The following is a 22,738-nucleotide window of genomic DNA, read 5'->3' on the forward strand; positions in this document are numbered from 1 at the left end:
TCCAATTTCAGCGGTATGACGCTTTTGCTTTTATTGTATTGAGCCGCCTTTTTTAATGAGGCAACTCCGTTTTCAGACGGCCTTTATTTTGACCGTTCACATGAATCTTATTTTGATGTGTGTTTGTGTTGTTTAAAGCTTATTATTTTCAGGCCGTCTGAAACTATTTATTAATCACAGACTGACGCCAGATGGTTTCCCCAACGACCTTGACTGGCTGAACCGCACCGGCCGGATCTTCGATGTATTGGAACAGCAAATCCGCCGCCATCGCACCCATGCGTAGATACGGCAGTTCGGTACTGGTCAACGGCGGAAACAGCGTTTCCGCAATCGCGCTGTGGTTATCATATCCGGCAACAGAGACTTGCTCGGGAACCCGCATGCCGCGCGTCCTCAAAATCCCGTACACGCGCACCGCCATTTCATCGTTGCCGCAGCAAATTACCGTCGGCGGAAGCGGCAAAGACAACAGTTTCAAAATAGCCGAAATCAAAGACCCGCTGTCGTTGCTGAAGTCAGGATAACCAGTTTGCACCAAATCAGGATCGAAGACAATATCCGCATCAGCCAAAGCACGGCGGTATCCGGCCAATCTCAATCTCGTCGCTTCCACGCCCGGCTGCAAAGTCACATAAGCAATCCGTTTGTGTCCGCTTTGGATAATCCGGCGCACCAAGCCATACTGCCCCGCTTCGTCATCCGGCAAAACCGACGGCGTACCTGCCAAATCAAAGCAGTTGACCAACACCATCGGGCAACGGTTGGGCACTTCCGGCAGCAATACTTCCTGATGGAAACCTGCCACATATAAAATCCCCTCGGCACGATGCTCCATAAAGGTACGAATCAGCGGCTCCATCTGACCGGGCTGACCCGGCTTGTTGTCGATGTCGGCAATCATCAAAATCTTGCCTTGCGCGCGAATCTGCTGCTGAATGCCCTTAATCAAGAACATATCCGGTATACCGTGCCCGCCCGTATTCTCGCCTGTCCGCGAAATGGCGCCGGTAATCAGACCGACCAATCCGGAACGGTGTGACCGCATAATCCGCGCCGCAGAAGACGGGATATAGCCCAAAGCAGCAATCGCTGTTTCTACTTTGGAACGGGTTTTATCACTGACCGGCGCATCGCCGTTAATCACCCGGCTGACCGTCTTGGGAGATACCCCGGCATAAGCAGCGACATCATAAATTGTAGCCATCTTACGGACCCGCCCCGACAAGATTTCAATAATGTTACATAGGATAACACAGCAGACATCGGTGTCATACCCCCTTTTTTACAGAAACTTGATGATAATCAACCGTTTCTATTGCATTTTGCATACATTTCTTAAACAAAACCGACCCTACTATCTCCCAAAAGTTGTCCAAATTTGTTAAACTACAAACAACTACAAAAAGCAGAAAATAGATACCCTGCTTGTTTACCGTTACATACTAAGGAAACGAGATGTCCGCATACTCAGACGCATGGCAGGCCTTGGAAGCCCATCATGCCGATACTCAACACGTTACCCTGCGCGAACGCTTCGCCGCAGATGCCGAACGTTTCAACAATATGCACGAAATTCTGCACGGTTTGTTATTTGATTACAGCAAAAACCGTCTAGATGAAAACACCCTTGATTTATTGTGCCAACTGGCCGAAGCGGCCGATTTGCCACAATATATGCAGGCCATGAGCAGCGGTGAAAAAATCAACACCAGCGAACACCGCGCCGTCCTCCACACTGCCCTGCGCCTGCCTGCCAATGCCAAACCTGTTTACGTTGACGGCGAAAACATCGTGCCCAATGTTCATCACGAACTCAACCGCGCACTCGAGTTCGCACGCCAACTTTTAGACGGCACGCACGCAGGCATTACCGGCAAACCGATTACCGACTTGGTTCACATCGGTATCGGCGGCTCCGATTTAGGACCGCGCATGGCAACACAGGCGCTACAGCCTTATTGGCAAAACATCCGCGTCCACTTTGTCAGCAATTCCGATGATGCTGACCTGACCCAAACCCTTCTCGGCCTCAACCCCGAAACCACCGTATTCAGCATTGCCAGCAAATCGTTCCGCACACCGGAAACCCTGCTTAATGCCTACGCTGCGCGTACTTGGTATCGCGATGCAGGTTTGCCTGATTCCGGCATCTACCGCCATTTCTGCGCCATTTCCGCCGATGTGGCCGCAGCCCAAAACTTCGGCATCTCCCCCGACAAAGTCTTCGCCATGTCCGACTGGGTCGGCGGCCGCTATTCCGTCTGGTCACCCATCGGTCTGCCGCTGATGGTTGCCGTCGGCGAAAAAGCGTTCCGCAAAATGCTGGCCGGCGCACACGCGATGGATACCCATTTCTTCGAAACCCCATTCCGCCGCAACATTCCCGTCCTGATGGCGCTCATCAATGTTTGGTACAACAACTTCCAACATTCAGACGGCCAAACCGTTGTCCCATACAGCCACAACATGCGCCTCTTTACCTCGTGGCTCAACCAGCTCGATATGGAAAGCCTCGGCAAACAGCGTACTTCAGATGGCCAACCCGTTTCCTGCACCACCGGCGGCATTGTCTTCGGCGATGAAGGCGTCAACTGCCAACATGCCTACTTCCAGCTTTTACACCAAGGCACGCGTCTGATTCCCGTCGATTTCATCGTCCCCATGACCACAATCTACGGCAACCACCGCCAACACCGCTTTACCGTTGCCAATGCCTTCGCCCAAGCCGAAGCGCTGATGAAAGGCAAGACCTTAGACGAAGTACAAGTCGAATTGGCCGCCCTGCCCCAAGACGAACGCGACTGCCTTGCACCGCAAAAAGAATTCCCCGGCAACCGTCCGAGCAACAGCCTGCTCATCGACAGCCTGACACCTTTCAACCTCGGCATGCTGATGGCGGCTTACGAACACCGCACCTTCGTACAAGGCGTGATTTGGCGTATCAACCCCTTCGACCAATGGGGCGTGGAATACGGCAAAGAGCTGGCCAAAACCATCGAACCCGAACTCGAACGCGGCACGCCGGCACATGACAGCTCCACCAACGGCCTGATTGCCTTCTACCGCAACTGCAACGCAAAATCAAAGGCCGTCTGAAAATAAAATGTCCGTAAGACTAGCATATCTACCTATCTTACGGACATTTCAAAACCTAATCGGCGGTAAGAATGAACCGTTAAAGCACCGCACTTTTAGACAAAAGTAGCTAGATTTTGATATAAAAAAAGGCTAAATCGATAATGACTTAGCCTTTTTCATCAGACTTGATTAGTTGTTTGTTGTTAATGCGCCTAAATCTTTATCAACTAAGAACAAACCTTTACCATCTTCACCAAGAAGATTTAATTTATCCAAAATTCCACTGAATAATTTTTCTTCTTCATGTTGTTCAGCCACATACCATTGTAAGAAGTTAAAGGCAGAGTAGTCTTTCTCTTCAAAAGTTCTACCAACTAATTCATTGATTTTAGAGGTAATTAACTTTTCATGTTCATAAGTTAATTCAAGTACTTGTTTCAATGATGAAAATTGATGAGGTGGTTCATCAATTTGTGTGATGATAGCCAATGCGCCGGTCTCATTTAAATAAGTGAAGAGTTTACGCATATGCTGCATTTCCTCAGCCGCATGCTCTGATAAAAATTTTGCAGCTCCTTCGAAACCTTGTTGTTCGCACCAGGCGCTCATTTGTAAATATAAGTTAGAAGAATAAAACTCTAAATTCATTTGATCATTTAATAGTTTAATCACGCTATTTGATAACATTTTATTTCTCCTATTCTTATAAAGTTTTTAATTCACGATCAATGTAGTAGAGCGCTGTACCACTTTCACCAAGAAGTTTGAATTTATCAACAATACTGTTAAATAATTTTTCTTCTTCATGCTGTTCAGCTACATACCATTGTAAGAAGTTAAAAGTAGAGTAATCCTTTTCTGCAAAAGTACTCTCAACTAACTCATTAATTTTAGATGTCACTAGTTTTTCGTGTTCAAGTGTTGTTTCAAAAACTTCTTTTAATGAAGCGTAATCGTGTTTAGGGGCGTCAATTTTACCTAACAAAGGCATTCCACTGGTTTCGCTCACATAAGTAAACAACTTTTGCATATGTTCCAATTCTTCATCGGCATGACGAAGTAAAAATGCTGCAGCGCCTTCATAACCATGTTTATGGCACCATGCACTCATTTGCAAATAGACATTTGATGAATACAACTCGAGATTAATTTGTTCGTTTAATTTTGCTGTAATTGACTTACTTAGCATAACTAACTCCTTTTCTTAATGCGGTTATATAGATGTATCACAATACAAAATTTGTATTTGCGGATGAATTTTACTCATTTTATTGAGAATAGTCAATTTTATTTTATCAATTTTTATTGTAACCCATTAATTTAAAAGGATTTTATAAATAAATCATTCTCATTTAGTTCCATTTGATGAAATGAGTTATCAATATCGCCTTTGCCTAAATTCTCTAGAGAAATGATGAGGTGTTGGAAGGAGAATCGTAGATTTCCAAAGTTTTTTGCTCTCACTTATCAACTCCAAAATACTGGATAAATAGAAAACATGAAAATTCAATGTTTTTTATAGAATTACGCATCAAAGCGATATAGTTTCAAAGTAGGTTATCCTTAATATTTGAATGTGACAATTACCATTTATTATTTAACATAATATACATATTGTTGAAAAATCTACTGGTTAACTTCAATCAGGGAAAGCATGAAGAAGTTAGGAAGTTGATTGGAGAGTTGATTAGGGTAGATTTTATTCAAATGAAAGACTAGGCTATGAAATCAAAATTTGTGTATAAGTTACTGGTAATTTCAAAGTACCTGTATATTTTAATTTGTATATCAATACCGATCGTTTTTATTTATGAAAGCTACCAAGGAGATAATGTTGATTTTATGATTTATATTCATGCTTTTATTATTTTTTCCATATTGGGTGTATTGACTCAATATTCTACGTCTAATTTTTTTGAAAAGGAAAAATAACATGATTGAACTATCCATTTAGGATCTGGAACTAATTTATGGAGGAGGCTTAGGAGAGAGAATCCTTCAAGGAGGAGCAAATGGTGCATAAATAGGAGGATCAATTGGTGCAGGTATTGGTCTGGGTGTCGGTATAGCTTTTGGCAGTATTCCTGCCGGACCAGCTATTATGGTCGGTGGCACAATTGGTGCTGCTGTTGGTGCTGCAACTGGTATGGGTGTTGCAGCATATGAGTATTACCAAGAAACTCAGCCTAAAGGGACAGTAACGGTCGGTCCGATTTCTGCTTTTGCTGTGGACAAATCAGGAAACGGCTACACTGACGGCACAAATTACCACTGATATTTCTCATCGTTCAAACGATCTCTAGGGGTCGTCTGAAACTTTCTTAACTTCAATTTTATGAATACACCCAAGCAACCCTTCTTCCGTCCTGAAGTCTCCGTTGCCCGCCAAACCAGTTGTTCCAACAAAAGGCCGTCTGAAACTTAATTTGTTAAATTTTCAGACGGCCTTTTATTATTCAATAAAGATAGCAGAAGTTAATTCGCCATATCCACCATCTTTGCTACAATATCCCTTTCCTTTTTTATTGATTCCACTATGACAACCGCACCCCAACCCAGCACTATGCAGCGAATTTTCTCGCGCAAAATGCTGATTTGTATTTTCACAGGCTTCACTTCGGGGCTGCCGCTTTATTTTCTGATCAACCTGATTCCTGCATGGTTGCGCAGCGAACATATCGATTTGAAAACCATCGGCCTGATGGCACTTATCGGGCTGCCTTTCACTTGGAAATTTATCTGGTCTCCCGTCATTGATTTGGTCAGATTACCTTTTTTAGGACGGCGACGCGGTTGGATGCTGGTAACTCAGATTGGTTTACTGCTGGCCTTACTTGCTTACGCCTTCCTAAACCCTGCTCAGCATTTATATGTAATTATGGGCTTATCGTTGGTGGTCGCCTTTTTCTCTGCCAGCCAGGATATTGTATTGGATGCATTTCGCCGCGAAATTTTGTCAGATGAAGAATTAGGCTTGGGCAACTCCATCCACGTCAACGCCTACCGTATTGCTGCTTTGGTACCTGGTTCGCTCAGCTTGATTTTGGCCGACTTGATGCCTTGGCACAACGTATTCATCATTACTGCACTATTTATGCTGCCCGGTCTGCTGATGACCTTATTTTTAGCTAAAGAACCTGACATTCCACCATCTGTGTCGCGTACATTTGCCCAAACAGTCTCTGACCCCTTCAGTGAGTTCTTCTCCCGCAAAGGAATCAAACAGGCCATCTTGGTATTGCTGTTTATCTTCCTCTACAAACTGGGTGACAGCATGGCCACTTCTCTGGCAACACCGTTTTATCTGGATATGGGCTTCAGCAAAACCGACATCGGCCTGATTGCCAAAAATGCCGGTTTATGGCCTGCCGTCATTGCCGGTATCGCCGGCGGTATTTGGATGTTGAAACTCGGTATCAACAGGGCATTATGGGTTTTCGGCGTGGCGCAATGGGTAACGATTCTAGGCTTTGCCTGGCTGGCGGGTTTCGGTAAATTTGAAACCATTACCCTGACGGAACAAATGATGCTTGCCGCCGTGATTGGTGCGGAAGCGGCAGGCGTAGGCTTGGGCACGGCGGCATTTGTCGCCTATATGGCCCGTGAAACCAATCCTGCTTTCACGGCCACACAATTGGCCCTCTTTACCAGCCTGTCAGCCGTTCCCCGTACATTTATCAATGCTTCGGCAGGCTATCTGATTGAAGCGATGGGTTACTTCAATTTCTACTGGCTGTGTTTTGCCCTAGGCATACCCGGCATGTTGCTGCTGTTTAAAGTGGCACCATGGAATGGTCAAAAAGTGAGTAACTAGATTGCCAGTCTAAAACTTCTAGCAAAACAAAAGGCCGTCTGAATGGTTCAGACGGCCTTTATCATACAAAAACTTTATTCTATTCTGCTTCAGGTTTGACAGTGCTGCGGACATCGCCACTTTTTTCTTTATGTTTCAAAACAGCGCGGTCGAGTTTGTCCATCAAAACATCAATCGCGGCGTACATATCCTGTTCAATCGCTTCAACGTGCAAATCTTTGCCTGCCAGATGGACATCGGCTTCGGCTTTTTGGCTGACTTTTTCCACCGAGAGCGTGATGGTCACGGAAATGATGTTGTCGGCGTGGCGGCTGATTCGTGCCAACTTGTCGGAAACGTAGTTTTTGATGGCTTCGGTAACATCAAAATTCAGACCGGTGATTTTCAGATTCATGATACAGCTCCTTCGGTTGGTTAGTCCGTCAAAACGGATCGGAATATATCTACTCGGTAAATTTTCGTTTGTGTGCCGGCGGGATGTCTAATGATTCTCTATATTTAGCCACTGTACGTCTGGCGATTTCAATGCCGCGTTGTTTTAATAATTTGACGAGGGCCTCGTCCGAATAAGGTTTGCTGCTGTCTTCGCTTTCAATCAGCTGGCTCAAGACAGCTTTGATTGCGCCTTGGCTGAACCCTTCGCCCTCATCGTCGGCATTGACTGCCTGTGTGAAGAAATAGCGTAACGCAAACAGGCCGCGCGGGCAAGACAAATATTTCTGGTTGGCAGCGCGCGAAATGGTGCTTTCCGCCAAACCCAATTCGGCGGCGGCATCTTTCATCAGCATGGGCGACAGGCCGATTTCGCCGAAGATGAAAAAATCTTCCTGATTTTTGACAATATACTCGGCAAGGCGGAGGACTGTGCTTTTGCGCAATTCCAAAGAATCAATGCGCTGTTTGGCTTCGCTGATTTTTTCCTTCCACTCCGGCGCGCCCTCTTCCGCCGATTTCATCAGGTCGCAATATTCCTGATTAAGCTGCAGCTTCGGCCAGGCCGCTTCGTTGCTGATGACTTCCCAGCCGTCCTTGCCCTCTCTCACCCAAACGTCAGGCTGAATATAAGGCGTGGGGGTGGCAGAAGCGAAGCCGTAAGCCGGATAAGGATTCAAGCCGGCAATCATATCGAGCGCGGCTTCTATGGTTTCGCTGTCGGCCTGGGGATAAAGTTTGCGGAAACGCAGAACGTTTTGTTTACGGTTTTTGCCCAAATCTTGAAGCGAACTTTGCACCAAATGCGCGGCCATTTGTCTGGCCGGAGAAGCCGGCAAACGCATCAGCTGCAGCATGAGCGACTCGGTCAAATCGGCCGCCGCCACGCCGGGCGGGTCAAAGGTTTGCAATACGTCCAGCGCATTTTGCAGGGCTTCTTCGTCCAGCATCCATTCCAACGGCGTGTGGTCGATGATTTCTTCGAGGCTGTCGGTGAGGTAGCCTTGTTCGTCCAAAAAATCAATCAATACATGAACATAGACCGCTTCTATTTGAGAGAGCGGATGCTCGCACACTTGGGCATGCAGATAGTGTTTGAAATCCTCTTCTTCGGCGATGTTGCTCCAAATATCTTCGGCATCGCCGCCGCCCAACTGCTGACCGGCACGCGGCATGGTGACGGCACGGTTGAGCCCGCTATCGGCAAACTCATCGCTTTCCGGACGCTCAAGCAGAGGATTGTCCGACAACCAGTCTTCCACTTCGCGCTCAAGCTCAAGACCCGACATCTGCAAGATGCGCAGAGACTGCTGCAGCCGCTGGTTGAGCTGCTGGGTCTGTTTGAGTTTAAGGACGAGTGAAGACATAGTGTTTGATTCGAAATGTATGGATAGTTTTTCAGACGGCCTTTATACGGCAGGCCGTCTGAAAGATTAGGTTATCGGTATTATATTTGTATTTGTAGTGATTATTCCAATATTTATAGCCGCCCTCAATTGAAATGAGGGCTTCATATACCGTCAAATATGCATTCAATATTTAAAATTTTCACCCAAGTAAACCGAACGGACTTGTTCATTGTTGACCAAATCATCCGGCTTGCCTGAAGCCAATACCGTACCGTCGCTGATGATGTAGGCACGGTCGCAGATGCTGAGGGTTTCGCGCACGTTGTGGTCGGTAATCAATACGCCGATACCGCGTGATTTGAGGAACTCGATGATTTTCTGAATATCGATGACGGCAATCGGGTCAACGCCGGCAAAAGGTTCGTCCAACAAAATGAAACGAGGCTGCATGGCCAACACGCGCGCGATTTCGACACGGCGGCGTTCGCCGCCGGACAAGGACGGCGCGGGGTTGTTGCGTAGGCGCTCGATATTCAAATCAGCCAACAGTTTTTCCAGTTCGGCATCGATGCGGCTTTTGTCCTTCATGCTGATTTCCAAAATAGCGCGGATATTTTGTTCCACGGTCATTTTGCGAAAAATCGAGGCCTCCTGCGGCAGATAGCCGACGCCGAGGCGGGCGCGTTCGTGAATGGGCAGGTGGCGCAACTCTTGTCCGTCCAGCATCACGCTGCCTGCATCGGCGGCAATCAGGCCGACAATCATGTAAAAGCTGGTAGTCTTACCCGCGCCGTTGGGGCCGAGCAGGCCGATGACCTCGCCGCTTTCGATTTCAAGGGAGAAGCTTTTGACGACTTGGCGTTTTTTGAAACTTTTTTGCAGGTTTTGAACCACAAGACGGCTGTTTTTTGCGCTCATATTCTGTTGACTTTCGATATTGACCTCAGGCCGTCTGAACCTTTTTCAGACGGCCTTTTTGTGTGTTTTCTTATTTGTTTTTCTGCGTGCTGGACGGCTGGATGACCACGCTGACGCGGCCGGATTTCGCGGCGGATTTCACACCGGATTTGGCGCTGCCGTTGATGGTGTAAACCTCGGTTTTGGTGTTGTACGTGATGACCGCACCTTCGGCCACATCGCCGCCGCGCTGCACTTTGGCATTGCCGGACAGGGTAACGAGGTTGGCTGCGGAAGAATACGTCACGGTATTGGCTTGGCCGTTGACCACGCCTTTACCGCCGTCCAACTCTTGGCTGAATTTGACGGGCGAGCCGGTGGCTTTCATCAACTGCTCGCTTTTGTCGTTGCGTGAAACGGTTACGCTGCCGGCACGGATATTGAGCGTGCCTTGTTTGATGATGACGTTGCCGGAAAAGGTGGTGCTTTGGTTGTTTTGGTCAAGCGAGCCTTGGTCGGCTTCAATTTGAATCGGCTGCTTGCTGTCGCTTTGCAGGGCAAAGGCCGGGCTGGCGGCAAAAACGGCAACAAGGGCTAAGGTTTTACAAATTTTTTGTATCATAAATTGTGGCTTTCACTTTGGAAGGGAAATTCAGCAAACCGGTTTTGTGGTCATAAGTCATGCCGTTTGCCTGACCGCCGGACTGTCCGTATTGGAAAGTAACCGGGCTGTCGGTATGGGCGTATTGTGCTTCGGTATCGACATTCAAACGTTCGGTTTTGACGATGCCGGCCAAACGCTTGGCATCTGCCGCTTTATTTAAGACAACATTTTGTTCAAAAACGACTTTTTTGTTTTGAATATTGTACACGGCCTTGTCGCTGCCGACTTCGTACAACAGGCTGCCGTCGCGGTAAAACGAAAGATGCGGTTTGTCCAAATGAACGTCCGCGCTATTCGGATATTGAACGGCATCGGCCGCGCTCAGGTTTTCTTTCAGACGGCCTTCTTGGTCAAAACGTTTGCCGTTGATGCCTTTCATCGAATATTGCGGCTCATTCGGATTGAGGACGACTTCTTCGACCTGCACTTCGCTGATGCGGCCGAGCCACGCCGCCAGTGCGCCGAGTGAGACTGCCAACACCAGCGGAAAGGCGATTCCGTAACGCCATCTGATTTTCATCGTACATACTCTTTCAAAGCAGGTTCAAGCGTACCTTGCGCCTGCATAATCAAATCGCACACTTCACGCACCGCGCCTGCGCCGCCGGAACGTCGGGTTACATAATGGGCGTATTGCAAAGTAAACCAATGCGCTTCGGGGACGGCGACCGCCAATCCGCAACGCACCATCACGGGCAAATCGACAACATCGTCGCCGACAAAGGCGCACTCATGCTCCTCCACACCGGCCTGTTCGCGTAATTGGGCGTAGGCGGCACGTTTGTCGTGAATGCCTTTGAAGTAATAGTTGATACCGAGCTGCTTCACGCGGATACCGACGGAAGGCGCATCGCGGCCGGTAATAATCGCCGTTTGCACGCCGCTGGCCTGAAGCATTTTCAAACCGTGTCCGTCCAAAGTGTGGAACGATTTGATTTCTTCGCCGTTGTCGCGGATAAAAATGCGGCCGTCGGTCAAAACGCCGTCCACATCCAGTATCAGCAGTTTGATGCCTAAAGCGCGTTGTTGCAGGTCGGAAGAGAGGTTTTGCATAAGGTTTCCTTATTTCAGACGGCCTATTCTAGCATAAGGCCGCCTGAAAACGTTTTTGCCGTCGATTCAGACAATTCGTGCCATCAATAAATCGTGCATGTTCAGCGCGCCAATCAGTACGCCGTTTTCTTCGACCACCAGCAAACCGTTCACATGGCCGCTTTGCATGGCTTTCAAGGCTTCTGTGGCGAGGCGATCGGCGGAGATGGTTTTCGGCGAAGCGTGCATGATGTCGTCCACTTTCAAACCGGCAAAGCTGTCGCGTTCTTGAAACAGACGGCGCAAGTCGCCATCGGTAAATACGCCTTTCAGACGGCCTTCGGCATCGGTTACCGCCAACATGCCCAAACCTTTTTCACTCATGCGGACAATGGCCTCTTTCAACGGCGTGCCCAACAAAACGGCAGGCAGGGCTTCGTCTTTGTGCATAATATCCGCCACGCGCAACAGCAGGCGTTTGCCCAAGCTGCCGGCCGGATGGCTTAAAGCAAAATCGTCGGGCGTGAACGCGCGTGCACGCAACAATACAACCGCCAGCGCATCGCCCAATGCCATCACGGCGGTCGTGCTGGAAGTCGGCGCAAGGCCGAGCGGGCAGGCTTCTTTGGAAACCGCCGCGGTAATATGGATATCAGCATGGCGCGCCATGGTGGAAGTCGGATGGGCAGTGATACAAATAAGCGTGATGTTTTTGCGTTTCAACGCCGGAATAATCGCCGCAATTTCATCGCTTTCACCGGAATTGGAAATGGCAATCACGACATCGTGGTCCACAATCATGCCCAAATCGCCGTGCGCCGCTTCGGCTGGATGGACGAAAAACGCAGGCGTGCCGGTAGAAGCCATGGTCGCCGCCATTTTACGGCCAATGTGTCCGGACTTGCCCATGCCGGTAATGACCACCCTGCCCTTGCAGTGCAACAACGCTTCCGCCGCACGGACAAAATCATGGTCCAAAGCCGCCGCAATTTCACGCAAACCTTCGGCTTCCGTATCCAATACATCGCGCGCCCAGTCGAGATAAAGTGTGTTTTCCGCCATCAAAGCCGCCTTTCATGCTTGAATTTAGGTTTGTTTTGCCCAAATTAATCGGCTGTAAACTGTTCAAATTCATCGAATCGGCGTAGCATTACCGCCACTTCACAAACAAACCTATTATGTAAAAGGAATCAGAGATGACTATTTTATCGGACGTTAAAGCATTAGGACAACAAATCTGGTTGGACAACCTCTCCCGTTCGCTGGTACAAAGCGGCGAATTGGCCGAAATGCTCAAACAGGGCGTGTGCGGCGTAACTTCCAATCCTGCCATTTTCCAAAAAGCCTTTGCAGGCGATGCCCTGTACGCCGACGAAGTAGCCGCGCTCAAACAGCAAGACCTGACCCCGAAACAACGCTACGAAACCATGGCGGTTGCCGACGTACAAGCCGCTTGCGACGTGTGCCTTACCGAACACGAATCCACCGGCGGCAAAACCGGCTTCGTCAGCCTCGAAGTTTCGCCCGAATTATCCAAAGACGCACAAGGCACGGTTGAAGAAGCGCGCCGCCTGCATGCCGCCATCGGCCGTAAAAATGCCATGATTAAAGTACCGGCAACCGACGAAGGCATCGAAGCGCTTGAAACCCTCGTTTCAGACGGCATCAGCGTCAACCTGACCCTGCTTTTCTCCCGTGCCCAAACCCTCAAAGCCTATGCGGCCTACGCGCGCGGCATTGCCAAACGTTTGGAAGCGGGACATGATGTTTCCCATATCCACGTTGTCGCCAGCTTCTTTATTTCCCGTGTCGATGCCGCGTTGGACGCCACCCTGCCCGACCACCTCAAAGGCAAAATCGCCATCGCGCTGGCCAAAGCCGCCTATCAAGATTGGGCGCAATACTTCGGCAGCAGCGAATTTGCCGCACTTGCCGAAAAAGGTGCCAACCGCGTACAACTTTTGTGGGCATCCACAGGCGTGAAAAACCCTGCCTATCCTGACACGTTGTACGTTGACAGCCTGATTGGCGCCCATACCGTCAACACCGTTCCCGATGCGACACTCAAAGCCTTTATCGATCACGGCACCGCCCAAGCCACGTTGACCGAAGGTGTGGACGAAGCCCAAGCGCAGCTTGCCGAAACCGCGAAACTCGGCATTGATGTCGAAACTTTGGCAACTCGTTTGCAGGAAGACGGTTTGAAACAATTTGAAGACGCTTTTGCCAAACTGCTGGCTCCCTTGGCTTAAACGGATTAAACAGACGGCCGATTGAAACTTAAATCATTTTGAAAAGTCTAGGCCGTCTGAAACCCAAATTCGGGCGTGTACGGCACGCCCTTTTCTATCACGATTTGAATACCGCGCAGGCATACTTACCCTGCCCTACACAAACACCCTGCCATGTATATAGGACGTTTCGCCCCCAGCCCTACCGGCCTGCTTCATATCGGCTCCCTGCTGACCGCCGTCGCCTCCTATGCCGACGCGCGCGCCCATCAGGGCAAATGGCTGGTTCGCATTGAAGACCTTGACCCCCCGCGTGAAATGCCCGGCGCCGCTGCCGACATTTTGCGCACGCTTGAGGCTTTCGGTTTTGAGTGGAACGGCGAAGTCGCCTATCAAAGCCGCCGTTACGACCTGTATCAAGACACACTCGACCGCCTCCAAGCAGCCGGGCTGGTGTATCCCTGCTATTGCAGCCGCAAAGACTGGCAGGCAGCGGCAACTCAGGGCGCAGACGGATTTGTGTATAACGGCCGTTGCCGCAATCCACAGCAAAGACCTAACACGCAAAACAAAATGCCGGCATGGCGCATTCAAGTCCCCAATCGCGTGATCGGTTTTTCAGACGGCATTGTCGGACAATACGCACAAAATCTGGCACACGACATCGGCGATTTCGTCCTGCTTCGTGCCGACGGCTATTGGGCCTATCAGCTTGCCGTGGTTGCCGACGATGCCGATCAAGGCATAACGCATATTGTCCGCGGCCAAGATTTGCTCGTTTCCACGCCGCGCCAAATCTATCTGCAACAATGCCTCGGCGCTCCCACACCGTCCTACGCCCACCTGCCGCTATTGACCAACAACCAAGGGCAAAAGTGGTCGAAACAAACCCTTGCCCCGGCTTTGGATTTGAATCAAAAAGAACAACTCCTCCGCCAAGTCCTGACCTACCTCAACCTACCCGATGCACCCGCCGTAAACCGGCCGCAAGAATTACTCGATTGGGCGGTGGCGCACTGGCAAATGGACAAAATCCCAAAATCGTCCATTATCACGAAATGAATTAGCACGATTACAACAAAATTACTCTAGGTATTACAATATTTCATAAAATTATGTAAGTAATCTTCAGATTCATTCCAAATCACGCCCAAGAAGCGAAAAATCATGTATATTTTAAAAATTTCCTAAAATTGTTGCGAAGTGATAATTTCAAGATTGCAACAACATACGGCTGGCGCGTTATTGAGGATGACAAAGCGCGGCAGATCTCCCACGATACAACAAAAAGAAATACCGCTATGCCAAGTGCCATTATTGTAGAAGACGAAGTATTAGCAGCAGAACGCTTGCGTGTATTATTGGAAGAATGCAATGTCGTACTGCTCAACGTCTTTCACCATGCCATGCCAGCATTGGAGTGGCTGAGCGTCCACGAAGTCGACATTGTCTTTGCCGACATCGGCATGCCGGAAATCGACGGTCTCGAGTTTGTCGAACGCATCAAGCGTACCGCCAAACGCCAGCCGGAAATTGTCTTCACCACAGCCTACGAAGAACACGCTCTGCGCGCGTTCGAGCTGGCTGCCGCAGACTATCTGCTCAAACCGATCAAAATGACCCGCCTGCAAACCGCGCTTGACCGCATCATCGAGAAAAACCGCGAAAAAGCAGACAGCTTCACCCATTTCAAAGTGTACAACCGCGAGCGCATGGTTGAAATCCCCTGGCAACAGGCACGTTACCTGATGGCGGAACACAAAACCGTCTATCTGTTTACCGGCGACGGCCAAAGCTACGAATTACCGAAAACATTGGTTTACTGGGAAGAGTTGCTTGGCGACAAAGTCATCCGCATCCACCGCAACGCCCTCGTCTTCCGCCACACCCTCGACAGCTTGATTCGACTGGACGATGACGAAAACGACGAATACGCATCCACATGGGGCGCAAAAATTCTCGATATTCCGACCCCGTTGCCCGTCAGCCGCCGACAACTGTCCACCCTGCGGAAAATCATTAAAAACAGCATCTAACAATACGCTCTTTGACTCACTCTTTTTAAATCAAAGGCCGTCTGAAAATATCTTTTCAGACTGCCTTTTAACTTCTCATTTCAATAATAGAAAACAGAAAAAAGAAACGACTAAAACCTACCGTTTGGGCTTATCCAGGCTTTTAATTTAATCAAACCGTTTTACCCACAAACAAGGTTTTCTATTTTTCTTAATCCAACATCTCTCAATTATTATCACTCAACAAAAAGGCCGTCTGAAACATTCAGACGGCCTCAATACTCAAGCCTTACCGATTAAAAGAACAATTCACGCCAGCTGATGCGTTTGAGTCCGCATTTCCGGCCTTCTACTTTCAGACTGTGCATCTTATCAGAGTTGGTCAACAGACTGCGCTCGGCTTGGGTTGCAAAACATTTATTGTTTGGCACGCTCGGCGTAGCGTTCAACTCTTTATCCGTACCCGTGCCGCCGCTATCGCCATCGGCGGTTACCGGAGAATCATCGGCCTTAGAGCCATTCAGATAAGTAAAGTTGACCACACCGTCAAACACCATACCGCTGGCGTAATAGACTTGGCCGTTGTTTTCACGTTTGATGAATTGGCGGTTTTTATCGGAAATACGCGCATCACGCAAACCCAAACGGCCGCCGTTTTCAGCATTGACGCCCAGAATAACCGTTTTTGCAGTCGTTTGTGTGGACGTACTGTCAGGCAAACAAACATCAGCACTGGAAGAATTTGTATGTATGACTTCCTGCTTGTATTTGCGAATAGTTACCACCGCTGTACGCAAAATCATCGTCGGTTTGACAGTTACCCGCTCACCCGAACCCAACGCCAGCTTCCAACCTTTTTGATCTTCGCTGACCTTATTGTTGGTAACAGAAATATATTCACCATCCGCTTGAACAGTTTGGCTGGTCAGCTCATCGCTTTTAGCCAAGACAGCTTCTTTGGACGTATCATCATAGATGCCGTAAACCGCATTGTTCTGTGTCGCTACATCCAGCTCGCTATGATAAATCTCGCTACCCGTACCAAAAATGACGACATACTTATCTTTACTGCGGCGCGATACCGCAGGCGCAGACGTAATCGGTTGATTACCCGAACCTTGGAAAATCATCTGCGCAGACCATTCAGACGGCGTCTCACCTCTCAAGTCGAAGCGGAACATATTGCCGTAACGGTCGCCGGCATAGGCAATATCGACAACACCGTCAAAATCGGTATCTACCAAAGTAGGGGTAGAGAGGCCGCCTTTGCCATTCGGCGCAGGAATTTTAACCAAGAGCTTACCGGCATCAGAAACATTGCTTCCCGTACCTTTCGTCCCAGCCTCTTTACCTGTCATATCATAGACATATAAAGCCGTTTCATTATCGGCACTGTTCACATCTTCAGTACGATAGCCGCTGGCCAAGAAGCCTGCATAACGCACGTCAGATTCCAGATTAACCGGGGTAGCATTGCGTTTAATGGAAACACGGCCGATTTGTGTCGAACCAATGGTGTAACCCAGCTTATTGCCAGAGCCTTTTTCTGTTTCAAACAAAGGTACAGTCGTATTCCAACCACTACGGTCACTGTTTGCCACTGCACCGATATTCAACGCATACGCACCGCGTCCACCCTGACCCATCGCACCAAACATAAAGGTTTGCTTATCAGGCGTTTGGCGGAGAACAAAACCACCATTGACCATATAGCGGTGCGGCGTGCTGGAGCCGTAGCCATCGCGAGCGACATCCTTCAGAACCTTGCCCAAAGTTGTCGCTTGACCTTGATCGTCCTCACGCTCCATGCCTGCCGGAATATAGCTGAGTTTCAAGTCATAAGGATTGCTAGGCGTACCATTACGGAAAATATGTACCATGCCGTCATTGGCAGCGGCGACCAAAAACTCTTGACGGTTGTCGCGCTTATCGCCAACAGCAGCAACCGAACCGTCTAAAATATCGCCTAAATTGCGCTCATCTTTACTTGAATCAGCAGAATCTGTCGGACGAATTCGATAAGACTGGCTATAACCTTTTGTCTCCGCATCCGCTTTGATGGTTTCATCACTACCTGCTCGGCCAGTCCATTTCAGCAATGCATTTTTCCATTCCAACTTATCTTTTGCACTGCCGTCTGAAATGCCGAAATCGGCATTTGAAGCCTCATTGTCTGCAACTCTATCGATGAAATAGGTCTTGCTGCCGTCATTAACTAAAGTAAGGCGGTTATTAAATGATGGCTGAACAAACTCTGTCGTATTGATAGGCGTGCCATCACGGTTCAATTTATAAAACCGCAATTGACTGCTCCAAGAGCCGGTATTCAAATGAACCGTTGCCGCCATATTGGGAATACCTGTACTGGTCGTTGCAGGCGCAGTTGAAGATGTCCCTTCAAATTTTGTTATTTTGCTGTCATTTTCAATATTATCGACGATGGTTTTAAAGGCTTCAAGCAAATCTTCTTTTTTCGCAGCATTAAAATACCAGTCTGGACGGCTTGCACCCTTTTCTAGATATTCTCGTCCGACCTCAGAGATCCCCTCACCAAAGCCCACAGTAAAAGTCTGTACCAATTGTTTGCTGTAATCTACGCCTTTGGGATCGCTTGGATCACCATCCCAGCTCTTACCGGCATCATCTAAGCCGTCTTTTGCTGTTTTGATGTCTTTTTCTGCCAAAGTCCGGCTAAAGAAACGCAGACCGCGTTTTTCATCTTTATAGTTTCTATCCCAATAAGGAACAATGATTTCGCCGGCAGCTACCCATATATCTCTCTTATAAAAAGGACTATACTCACGCGCATATTTGCTAGATTGACATAACAATTTTCTTTCGTTCTCAGGTAAGAATGACTCATATTGATAAATTGGAAAATCAAAATATCCTTTGAATCCATGCCTATCGTCAAATAATTTACCTGGCCCATATGCATCATCAATAGTCTTTACTTCAGACGGCCCAAAATATTGGTATGCAAATGTATTTGCACTACGTTCAATACGATGGTAATAGTTTGAATAGTAATAATCCCGATCATAGTTGAAGTTAGTATTACGAGATAAGCGAGGATCTTCGCCTGGAACCTGGTTACTACAACTCATATTGGCATCACCGTCCGACATCACAATCACATAAGACTTCTGACAACGGTATTTGATATTGGGCATCACAAAGTTTTTGACTACTTCATAGTAGCGGCGTGTGATTGGCGTAGCATGACCGGGGTCGATACCATCTACCCTCCTTTGAACATCCTTCCAATCATCGGTAAAGCCCTCCTCATCTGGAGTATCAGTACGACCATTGTTATGCAGGGTTTGCAAACCCCACTGGAATCGTTGTTTTTCGCCATACTCTTTCAATACCGATTTTAGAGCCTCCTTAGTAATCGTTATTCTTTTATCAGCCCATATCGATGTTTCCTTACCTTGCACATTCCATTGCATACTGCCCGAGTCATCAATCAAAAACATAATATTGTGTTTGACTTTGGGTTGGCCGTTGATGGAGGTTTCGTTTTGCAGGTAAAACGGAATTTTGGCAAATTGCTGCGTATTTGCCTGAACGGAAAAGCTGATAAGCGCTAAAGCGGAAGCGACGCTTGCATGAATAAGGCGATGGCGGCCTGATGGAGCGTTTTGCATAATGTGTTCTTTTTTCATCGGATAATCTCAGCTAGAAATGACATTGTTTTTATTTTTTATAAGGCTACGATTTTAGCATAAACAGCCTGTTCCATGTTTGATTCGGCTGAATTTCCCTATGCCTGCATTTCAAACACAACAAAAATGAAACAATCTGCCTGATCAGTTTTCAGACGGCCCGACTGGATATTTAGTTCAACCTTACTCATCAAGCATTCCAAAAGCAAGGGACTGTACCGTAAAGATAAAACGTTTTTTAAATTATCGATTATTTGCTCTACGCTTGAAATTCCTATTACTTTGACTTAAAATACACTGCTTCTACGGCATAGACCGCTATGTCTGAAAAAGCACGTTACACAGCAAAATCAAAGCTGCGGAGCGTGTTTTTTTTTAGCCGAGATTTCCGAAGGCTGTCTTTTTTGTAAACAATTTTTATTTTTCAGACGGCCCGACCCATTTTTTTCGAACCGACCATCATCAGGCAAACAGGATTCCATCATGACCACTCCGGCTCTTCTCGTTCTCGCTGACGGCAGCGTATTTCACGGCACATCAATCGGTTACGAAGGTTCGACTTCCGGCGAAGTCGTGTTCAACACTTCCATGACCGGCTATCAAGAAATCCTGACCGACCCTTCCTACTGCAAACAAATCGTTACCCTCACCTACCCCCACATCGGCAATACCGGCACCAACGCCGAAGACGAAGAAAGCCGCAGCGTTTACGCCGCAGGCTTGATTATCCGCGACCTGCCGCTCTTGCACAGCAACTTCCGCGCATCCGAAAGCCTGCACGACTATTTGGTACGCAACAAAACCGTCGCCATCGCCGACATCGACACCCGCCGCCTGACCACCCTGTTGCGTGAAAAAGGCTCGCAAGGCGGTGCAATCTTGACCGGTACAGATGCCACCGTTGAAAAAGCACAAGAACTGATTGCCGCATTCGGCAGCATGGTCGGCAAAGATTTGGCAAAAGAAGTTTCCTGCACAGAAACTTACGAATGGACCGAAGGCGAATGGAAATTGGGCAAAGGTTTCGTTACCCCTTCCGAACAGCCTTACCACGTCGTCGCCTACGATTTCGGCGTCAAAACCAACATCTTGCGTATGCTCGCCGCACGCGGCTGCCGCCTGACCGTCGTCCCCGCACAAACCAGTGCGGAAGAAGTATTGGCACTCAATCCTGACGGCGTATTCCTGTCCAACGGCCCCGGCGACCCCGAGCCTTGCGACTACGCCATCAAAGCCGTACAAAAACTGATGGAAAGTGGCAAACCGATTTTCGGCATTTGCTTGGGACACCAGCTGATCAGCCTCGCCATCGGAGCAAAAACTCTGAAAATGCGCTTCAGCCATCACGGCGCCAACCATCCGGTACAAGACTTGGACAGCGGCAAAGTCGTCATCACCAGCCAAAACCACGGCTTCGCCGTCGATGCCGACACCCTGCCCGCTAACGCACGCATTACCCACAAATCCTTGTTCGACAACACCTTGCAAGGCATCGAACTGACCGACAAACCTGTGTTCTGCTTCCAAGGCCACCCCGAAGCCAGCCCAGGTCCGCAGGATGTCGGCTATCTGTTTGACAAATTCATTGACAATATCAAAGCAGCAAAACAATAAAGCTGATTTTTTCAGACGGCCACACTCAACTCAACAACAGGCCGTCTGAAAACCAAACTTCAAAAATATAAATTCGGGCACACTCTCAACATCAACACAGTCTGAAATCCAACCCTCTAATCAGAAAGGAAGAATCATGACAGAAAAGCAAATGCGCATTCTTTCCGTCGTCGCCACCCTGACTGCCGTCGGCATGTACGTTTCCTATATCCCACAAATCCAAAATAACCTTGCCGGCAACCCCGGCTCGCCGCTGCAACCCCTCGTCGCCGCCATCAACTGCACATTATGGGTTGCCTACGGCTTTTTGAAAGAAAAACGCGACTACCCCGTCATGCTGGCAAACGCCCCGGGTATTGTTTTGGGCTTGATTACGTTTGTCACTAGTTTTTAAGGAAGTTTTCAGACGGCCTGTGCAACATAAAAACACAAAAGGTCGTCTGAAAAAGAGTCACCAAAATATCAACGGCAGGAATTTTTCAGGTAGCTTTTTATCGAAAGGTAGATGGAACAAACGTCTTAAGCGTTTTTTCAGACGACCTTTGAATCCATCGGTAGGGTGTGTGCCGCAAGGTACGCACGCGGTGGGTTGGGGTTGCAGGGAAAATGGAGAACGCGTGCGTGCGTACCGCACACACCCTACATGCGGGCTACGGCTTGCTCTCTCTCGTGGGAGAGAGCTAAAGAGAGGGCAACAAGCCCCAAGGCTTGTGTTTGGGTAATTAAGAAATTTAGGAAAGATTGCCACAATTCAGAGAATGCCCTCTCCCCAACCCTCCCCCACGGGGGAGGGAGTAGGTGGCAGCAGATTCAGGCATTGCAGGCCGTCTGAAAAAGAATGCCCGAACTACATATGTGCTATGACTGACTGAAAATACCATTTACACAGGATCATCTATGTATCAAATTGACATCCGCAACAAGAAAATGAATAAATTAAATGCAACAACATTTTCAGAATTAAATTTAAGTGAGCGGTACGATATTCAAGAATGGATTGACGATACCCCAGAAATTCTTGGGGAAAAATTATTGATTATTGGGAAAGAAATTATCTTACCAAGTGGTATTCGATTAGATTTATTAGCTATAGATGAGAGTGGTAATTTAGTTATTATTGAGTTAAAGAGAGATACTTCAGGCAACCAGGTTGAATGGCAGGCAATTAAATATGCTTCATATTGTTCAGCCTTTACAGACGAAGAAATTTTTGGAACATATCAAGAATACCTTAATAAAAAATATACTGATAAAAGTAAAAATGCAAAACAAGAAATTGAAAATTTTATTGTTACTTTTGAAACAGAAAATTTAAATAATGAACAACGTATTATTTTAGTTTCACGAGATTTTAATTCTGATGTTGCTTCTGCTGTTTTATGGCTAAATGATAAAGGGCTAGATATTAAGTGTATTAAAATTAATTCATTTCTTTCAGAAAACAATGAGTTACTTATTTATCCTACCCAAATTATTCCCTTACCAGAAGCAGAGGATTTTATTAAGCGAAAAGCTATTCAAAGAAAAGAAAATTCTTTACAACAATATGATGCAGATAGAATTTCATTTGATGTTCCTGAATATTCACTAGATGAGCTAAAAATTAAACTATCTGATTTTTTATCTAGACAGAGTAATTTAAAAGAACGATTTATCGCATTTTTTCAAATTTTATTATCTGAAAATCGTAAATTTGATCGTGAGGAAATTAAAGAAATATTCTTTAATAAATATAAAATTGGTAATGATGTCCAACATGCAGGCAGATTATTAAGCAATGTCAGCCAAGCGATTACTCGCAAAGCTAACGATTTTCTCCGCCAATTAATTGAATTTGGAAGAGATTATGAATATTCAGGAGCATACAAAAACAGTTATTTAGTTCCTAACGAATATCGCTGCCTAATCCAAGAAATAATTGATGAAGTTGAATAACATTTT

At 47.5% G+C, this 22,738-nt stretch carries 21 protein-coding genes; 9 read left to right on the forward strand and 12 right to left on the reverse strand.

Annotated features, from left to right (window positions below; all coding sequences use genetic code 11):
• Positions 1–163 precede the first annotated feature (163 nt).
• A complete protein-coding gene (locus HMPREF2711_RS03425; RefSeq protein ID WP_070615515.1) occupies positions 164–1,207 on the reverse strand; it encodes a LacI family DNA-binding transcriptional regulator in 1,044 nt (347 codons plus the stop codon).
• A 251-nt stretch (positions 1,208–1,458) separates the two neighbouring features.
• Between HMPREF2711_RS03425 and pgi the strand changes: the two genes are divergently transcribed.
• Positions 1,459–3,099, forward strand: coding sequence for a glucose-6-phosphate isomerase (gene pgi / locus HMPREF2711_RS03430; protein WP_070615519.1), 1,641 nt, complete (start codon positions 1,459–1,461; stop codon positions 3,097–3,099).
• A gap of 171 nt (positions 3,100–3,270) precedes the next feature.
• Here pgi and ftnA (HMPREF2711_RS03435) read toward each other — a convergent pair whose 3' ends face one another.
• Both ftnA (HMPREF2711_RS03435) and ftnA (HMPREF2711_RS03440) read right to left on the reverse strand, forming a co-directional pair.
• On the reverse strand, positions 3,271–3,768 hold the full coding sequence (ftnA, locus tag HMPREF2711_RS03435; RefSeq protein WP_003686798.1) for a non-heme ferritin: 498 nt from the start codon (positions 3,766–3,768) through the stop codon (positions 3,271–3,273).
• A 16-nt stretch (positions 3,769–3,784) separates the two neighbouring features.
• Complete coding sequence (gene ftnA, locus HMPREF2711_RS03440; protein WP_003686837.1) at positions 3,785–4,270, reverse strand: non-heme ferritin; 486 nt, start codon at positions 4,268–4,270, stop codon at positions 3,785–3,787.
• A gap of 912 nt (positions 4,271–5,182) precedes the next feature.
• Here ftnA (HMPREF2711_RS03440) and HMPREF2711_RS11245 point away from each other — a divergent pair.
• On the forward strand, positions 5,183–5,356 hold the full coding sequence (locus HMPREF2711_RS11245; protein WP_224783520.1) for a hypothetical protein: 174 nt from the start codon (positions 5,183–5,185) through the stop codon (positions 5,354–5,356).
• A 261-nt stretch (positions 5,357–5,617) separates the two neighbouring features.
• Positions 5,618–6,895, forward strand: a complete 1,278-nt coding sequence (locus tag HMPREF2711_RS03455) for an AmpG family muropeptide MFS transporter (protein ID WP_283118175.1) — start codon at positions 5,618–5,620, stop codon at positions 6,893–6,895.
• A gap of 79 nt (positions 6,896–6,974) precedes the next feature.
• On the opposite strand, the gene raiA is transcribed toward HMPREF2711_RS03455, so the two are convergent.
• From raiA to HMPREF2711_RS03490, 7 genes are all read right to left on the reverse strand, one after another.
• A complete protein-coding gene (gene raiA, locus HMPREF2711_RS03460) occupies positions 6,975–7,289 on the reverse strand; it encodes a ribosome hibernation-promoting factor, HPF/YfiA family (protein WP_003748344.1) in 315 nt (104 codons plus the stop codon).
• Positions 7,290–7,338: 49 nt separating this feature from the next.
• Positions 7,339–8,694 carry an RNA polymerase factor sigma-54 gene (gene rpoN, locus HMPREF2711_RS03465; protein WP_070615522.1) on the reverse strand — a complete coding sequence of 452 codons (1,356 nt, stop codon included), beginning with the start codon at positions 8,692–8,694 and terminating at the stop codon, positions 7,339–7,341.
• A 165-nt stretch (positions 8,695–8,859) separates the two neighbouring features.
• Positions 8,860–9,594, reverse strand: a complete 735-nt coding sequence (gene lptB / locus HMPREF2711_RS03470) for an LPS export ABC transporter ATP-binding protein (RefSeq protein WP_003748339.1) — start codon at positions 9,592–9,594, stop codon at positions 8,860–8,862.
• Between the two features lie 70 nt (positions 9,595–9,664).
• Positions 9,665–10,195 carry a lipopolysaccharide transport periplasmic protein LptA gene (gene lptA, locus HMPREF2711_RS03475; RefSeq protein WP_003748337.1) on the reverse strand — a complete coding sequence of 177 codons (531 nt, stop codon included), beginning with the start codon at positions 10,193–10,195 and terminating at the stop codon, positions 9,665–9,667.
• Positions 10,176–10,757, reverse strand: a complete 582-nt coding sequence (gene lptC, locus HMPREF2711_RS03480; RefSeq protein WP_003748335.1) for an LPS export ABC transporter periplasmic protein LptC — start codon at positions 10,755–10,757, stop codon at positions 10,176–10,178. Before lptC ends, lptA begins: the two co-directional genes overlap by 20 nt.
• Positions 10,754–11,290 carry a KdsC family phosphatase gene (locus tag HMPREF2711_RS03485; RefSeq protein WP_003686818.1) on the reverse strand — a complete coding sequence of 179 codons (537 nt, stop codon included), beginning with the start codon at positions 11,288–11,290 and terminating at the stop codon, positions 10,754–10,756. The genes lptC and HMPREF2711_RS03485 overlap by 4 nt, the downstream gene beginning before the upstream one ends.
• A 66-nt stretch (positions 11,291–11,356) precedes the next feature.
• On the reverse strand, positions 11,357–12,331 hold the full coding sequence (locus tag HMPREF2711_RS03490; RefSeq protein ID WP_003748334.1) for a KpsF/GutQ family sugar-phosphate isomerase: 975 nt from the start codon (positions 12,329–12,331) through the stop codon (positions 11,357–11,359).
• A gap of 134 nt (positions 12,332–12,465) precedes the next feature.
• Here HMPREF2711_RS03490 and tal point away from each other — a divergent pair, with 134 nt between their 5' ends.
• The 3 genes from tal (at position 12,466) to HMPREF2711_RS03505 (ending at position 15,536) form a co-directional block, all read left to right on the forward strand.
• On the forward strand, positions 12,466–13,521 hold the full coding sequence (gene tal, locus HMPREF2711_RS03495; RefSeq protein WP_003748331.1) for a transaldolase: 1,056 nt from the start codon (positions 12,466–12,468) through the stop codon (positions 13,519–13,521).
• Positions 13,522–13,674: 153 nt separating this feature from the next.
• A complete protein-coding gene (gene gluQRS, locus HMPREF2711_RS03500; RefSeq protein WP_003748330.1) occupies positions 13,675–14,562 on the forward strand; it encodes a tRNA glutamyl-Q(34) synthetase GluQRS in 888 nt (295 codons plus the stop codon).
• A gap of 239 nt (positions 14,563–14,801) precedes the next feature.
• Complete coding sequence (locus HMPREF2711_RS03505) at positions 14,802–15,536, forward strand: LytR/AlgR family response regulator transcription factor (RefSeq protein ID WP_003748328.1); 735 nt, start codon at positions 14,802–14,804, stop codon at positions 15,534–15,536.
• Positions 15,537–15,811: 275 nt separating this feature from the next.
• Here HMPREF2711_RS03505 and pilC read toward each other — a convergent pair whose 3' ends face one another.
• Positions 15,812–19,183, reverse strand: coding sequence for a PilC family type IV pilus tip adhesin (pilC, locus tag HMPREF2711_RS03510; protein WP_003748327.1), 3,372 nt, complete (start codon positions 19,181–19,183; stop codon positions 15,812–15,814).
• 483 nt (positions 19,184–19,666) lie between these two features.
• Between pilC and carA the strand changes: the two genes are divergently transcribed.
• Positions 19,667–20,797 (forward strand): glutamine-hydrolyzing carbamoyl-phosphate synthase small subunit, encoded by a 1,131-nt coding sequence (gene carA / locus HMPREF2711_RS03515; RefSeq protein WP_070615525.1) that lies wholly within the window; start codon positions 19,667–19,669, stop codon positions 20,795–20,797.
• Between the two features lie 136 nt (positions 20,798–20,933).
• Positions 20,934–21,191 carry a SemiSWEET family transporter gene (locus tag HMPREF2711_RS03520; RefSeq protein WP_070615529.1) on the forward strand — a complete coding sequence of 86 codons (258 nt, stop codon included), beginning with the start codon at positions 20,934–20,936 and terminating at the stop codon, positions 21,189–21,191.
• Between the two features lie 57 nt (positions 21,192–21,248).
• Here the strand turns inward: HMPREF2711_RS03520 and HMPREF2711_RS11095 are convergent, their stop codons facing one another.
• On the reverse strand, positions 21,249–21,431 hold the full coding sequence (locus HMPREF2711_RS11095; protein ID WP_168162753.1) for a hypothetical protein: 183 nt from the start codon (positions 21,429–21,431) through the stop codon (positions 21,249–21,251).
• 293 nt (positions 21,432–21,724) lie between these two features.
• On the opposite strand from HMPREF2711_RS11095, the gene HMPREF2711_RS03525 reads away from it, so the two are divergent.
• Positions 21,725–22,732, forward strand: a complete 1,008-nt coding sequence (locus HMPREF2711_RS03525) for a PDDEXK family nuclease (RefSeq protein ID WP_168162754.1) — start codon at positions 21,725–21,727, stop codon at positions 22,730–22,732.
• The last annotated feature ends 6 nt before the right edge of the window (positions 22,733–22,738 follow it).

The organism is Neisseria sp. HMSC070A01 (assembly GCF_001810165.1).
GTDB lineage: Bacteria > Pseudomonadota > Gammaproteobacteria > Burkholderiales > Neisseriaceae > Neisseria.

Coding starts and splice junctions, on each gene's coding strand:
- HMPREF2711_RS03425 (WP_070615515.1), bottom strand. CDS start 1,207: ATGGCTACAATTTATGATGTCGCTGCTTATGCCGGGGTATCTCCCAAG.
- pgi (WP_070615519.1), top strand. CDS start 1,459: ATGTCCGCATACTCAGACGCATGGCAGGCCTTGGAAGCCCATCATGCC.
- ftnA (WP_003686798.1), bottom strand. CDS start 3,768: ATGTTATCAAATAGCGTGATTAAACTATTAAATGATCAAATGAATTTA.
- ftnA (WP_003686837.1), bottom strand. CDS start 4,270: ATGCTAAGTAAGTCAATTACAGCAAAATTAAACGAACAAATTAATCTC.
- HMPREF2711_RS11245 (WP_224783520.1), top strand. CDS start 5,183: ATGGTCGGTGGCACAATTGGTGCTGCTGTTGGTGCTGCAACTGGTATG.
- HMPREF2711_RS03455 (WP_283118175.1), top strand. CDS start 5,618: ATGACAACCGCACCCCAACCCAGCACTATGCAGCGAATTTTCTCGCGC.
- raiA (WP_003748344.1), bottom strand. CDS start 7,289: ATGAATCTGAAAATCACCGGTCTGAATTTTGATGTTACCGAAGCCATC.
- rpoN (WP_070615522.1), bottom strand. CDS start 8,694: ATGTCTTCACTCGTCCTTAAACTCAAACAGACCCAGCAGCTCAACCAG.
- lptB (WP_003748339.1), bottom strand. CDS start 9,594: ATGAGCGCAAAAAACAGCCGTCTTGTGGTTCAAAACCTGCAAAAAAGT.
- lptA (WP_003748337.1), bottom strand. CDS start 10,195: ATGATACAAAAAATTTGTAAAACCTTAGCCCTTGTTGCCGTTTTTGCC.
- lptC (WP_003748335.1), bottom strand. CDS start 10,757: ATGAAAATCAGATGGCGTTACGGAATCGCCTTTCCGCTGGTGTTGGCA.
- HMPREF2711_RS03485 (WP_003686818.1), bottom strand. CDS start 11,290: ATGCAAAACCTCTCTTCCGACCTGCAACAACGCGCTTTAGGCATCAAA.
- HMPREF2711_RS03490 (WP_003748334.1), bottom strand. CDS start 12,331: ATGGCGGAAAACACACTTTATCTCGACTGGGCGCGCGATGTATTGGAT.
- tal (WP_003748331.1), top strand. CDS start 12,466: ATGACTATTTTATCGGACGTTAAAGCATTAGGACAACAAATCTGGTTG.
- gluQRS (WP_003748330.1), top strand. CDS start 13,675: ATGTATATAGGACGTTTCGCCCCCAGCCCTACCGGCCTGCTTCATATC.
- HMPREF2711_RS03505 (WP_003748328.1), top strand. CDS start 14,802: ATGCCAAGTGCCATTATTGTAGAAGACGAAGTATTAGCAGCAGAACGC.
- pilC (WP_003748327.1), bottom strand. CDS start 19,183: ATGAAAAAAGAACACATTATGCAAAACGCTCCATCAGGCCGCCATCGC.
- carA (WP_070615525.1), top strand. CDS start 19,667: ATGACCACTCCGGCTCTTCTCGTTCTCGCTGACGGCAGCGTATTTCAC.
- HMPREF2711_RS03520 (WP_070615529.1), top strand. CDS start 20,934: ATGACAGAAAAGCAAATGCGCATTCTTTCCGTCGTCGCCACCCTGACT.
- HMPREF2711_RS03525 (WP_168162754.1), top strand. CDS start 21,725: ATGAATAAATTAAATGCAACAACATTTTCAGAATTAAATTTAAGTGAG.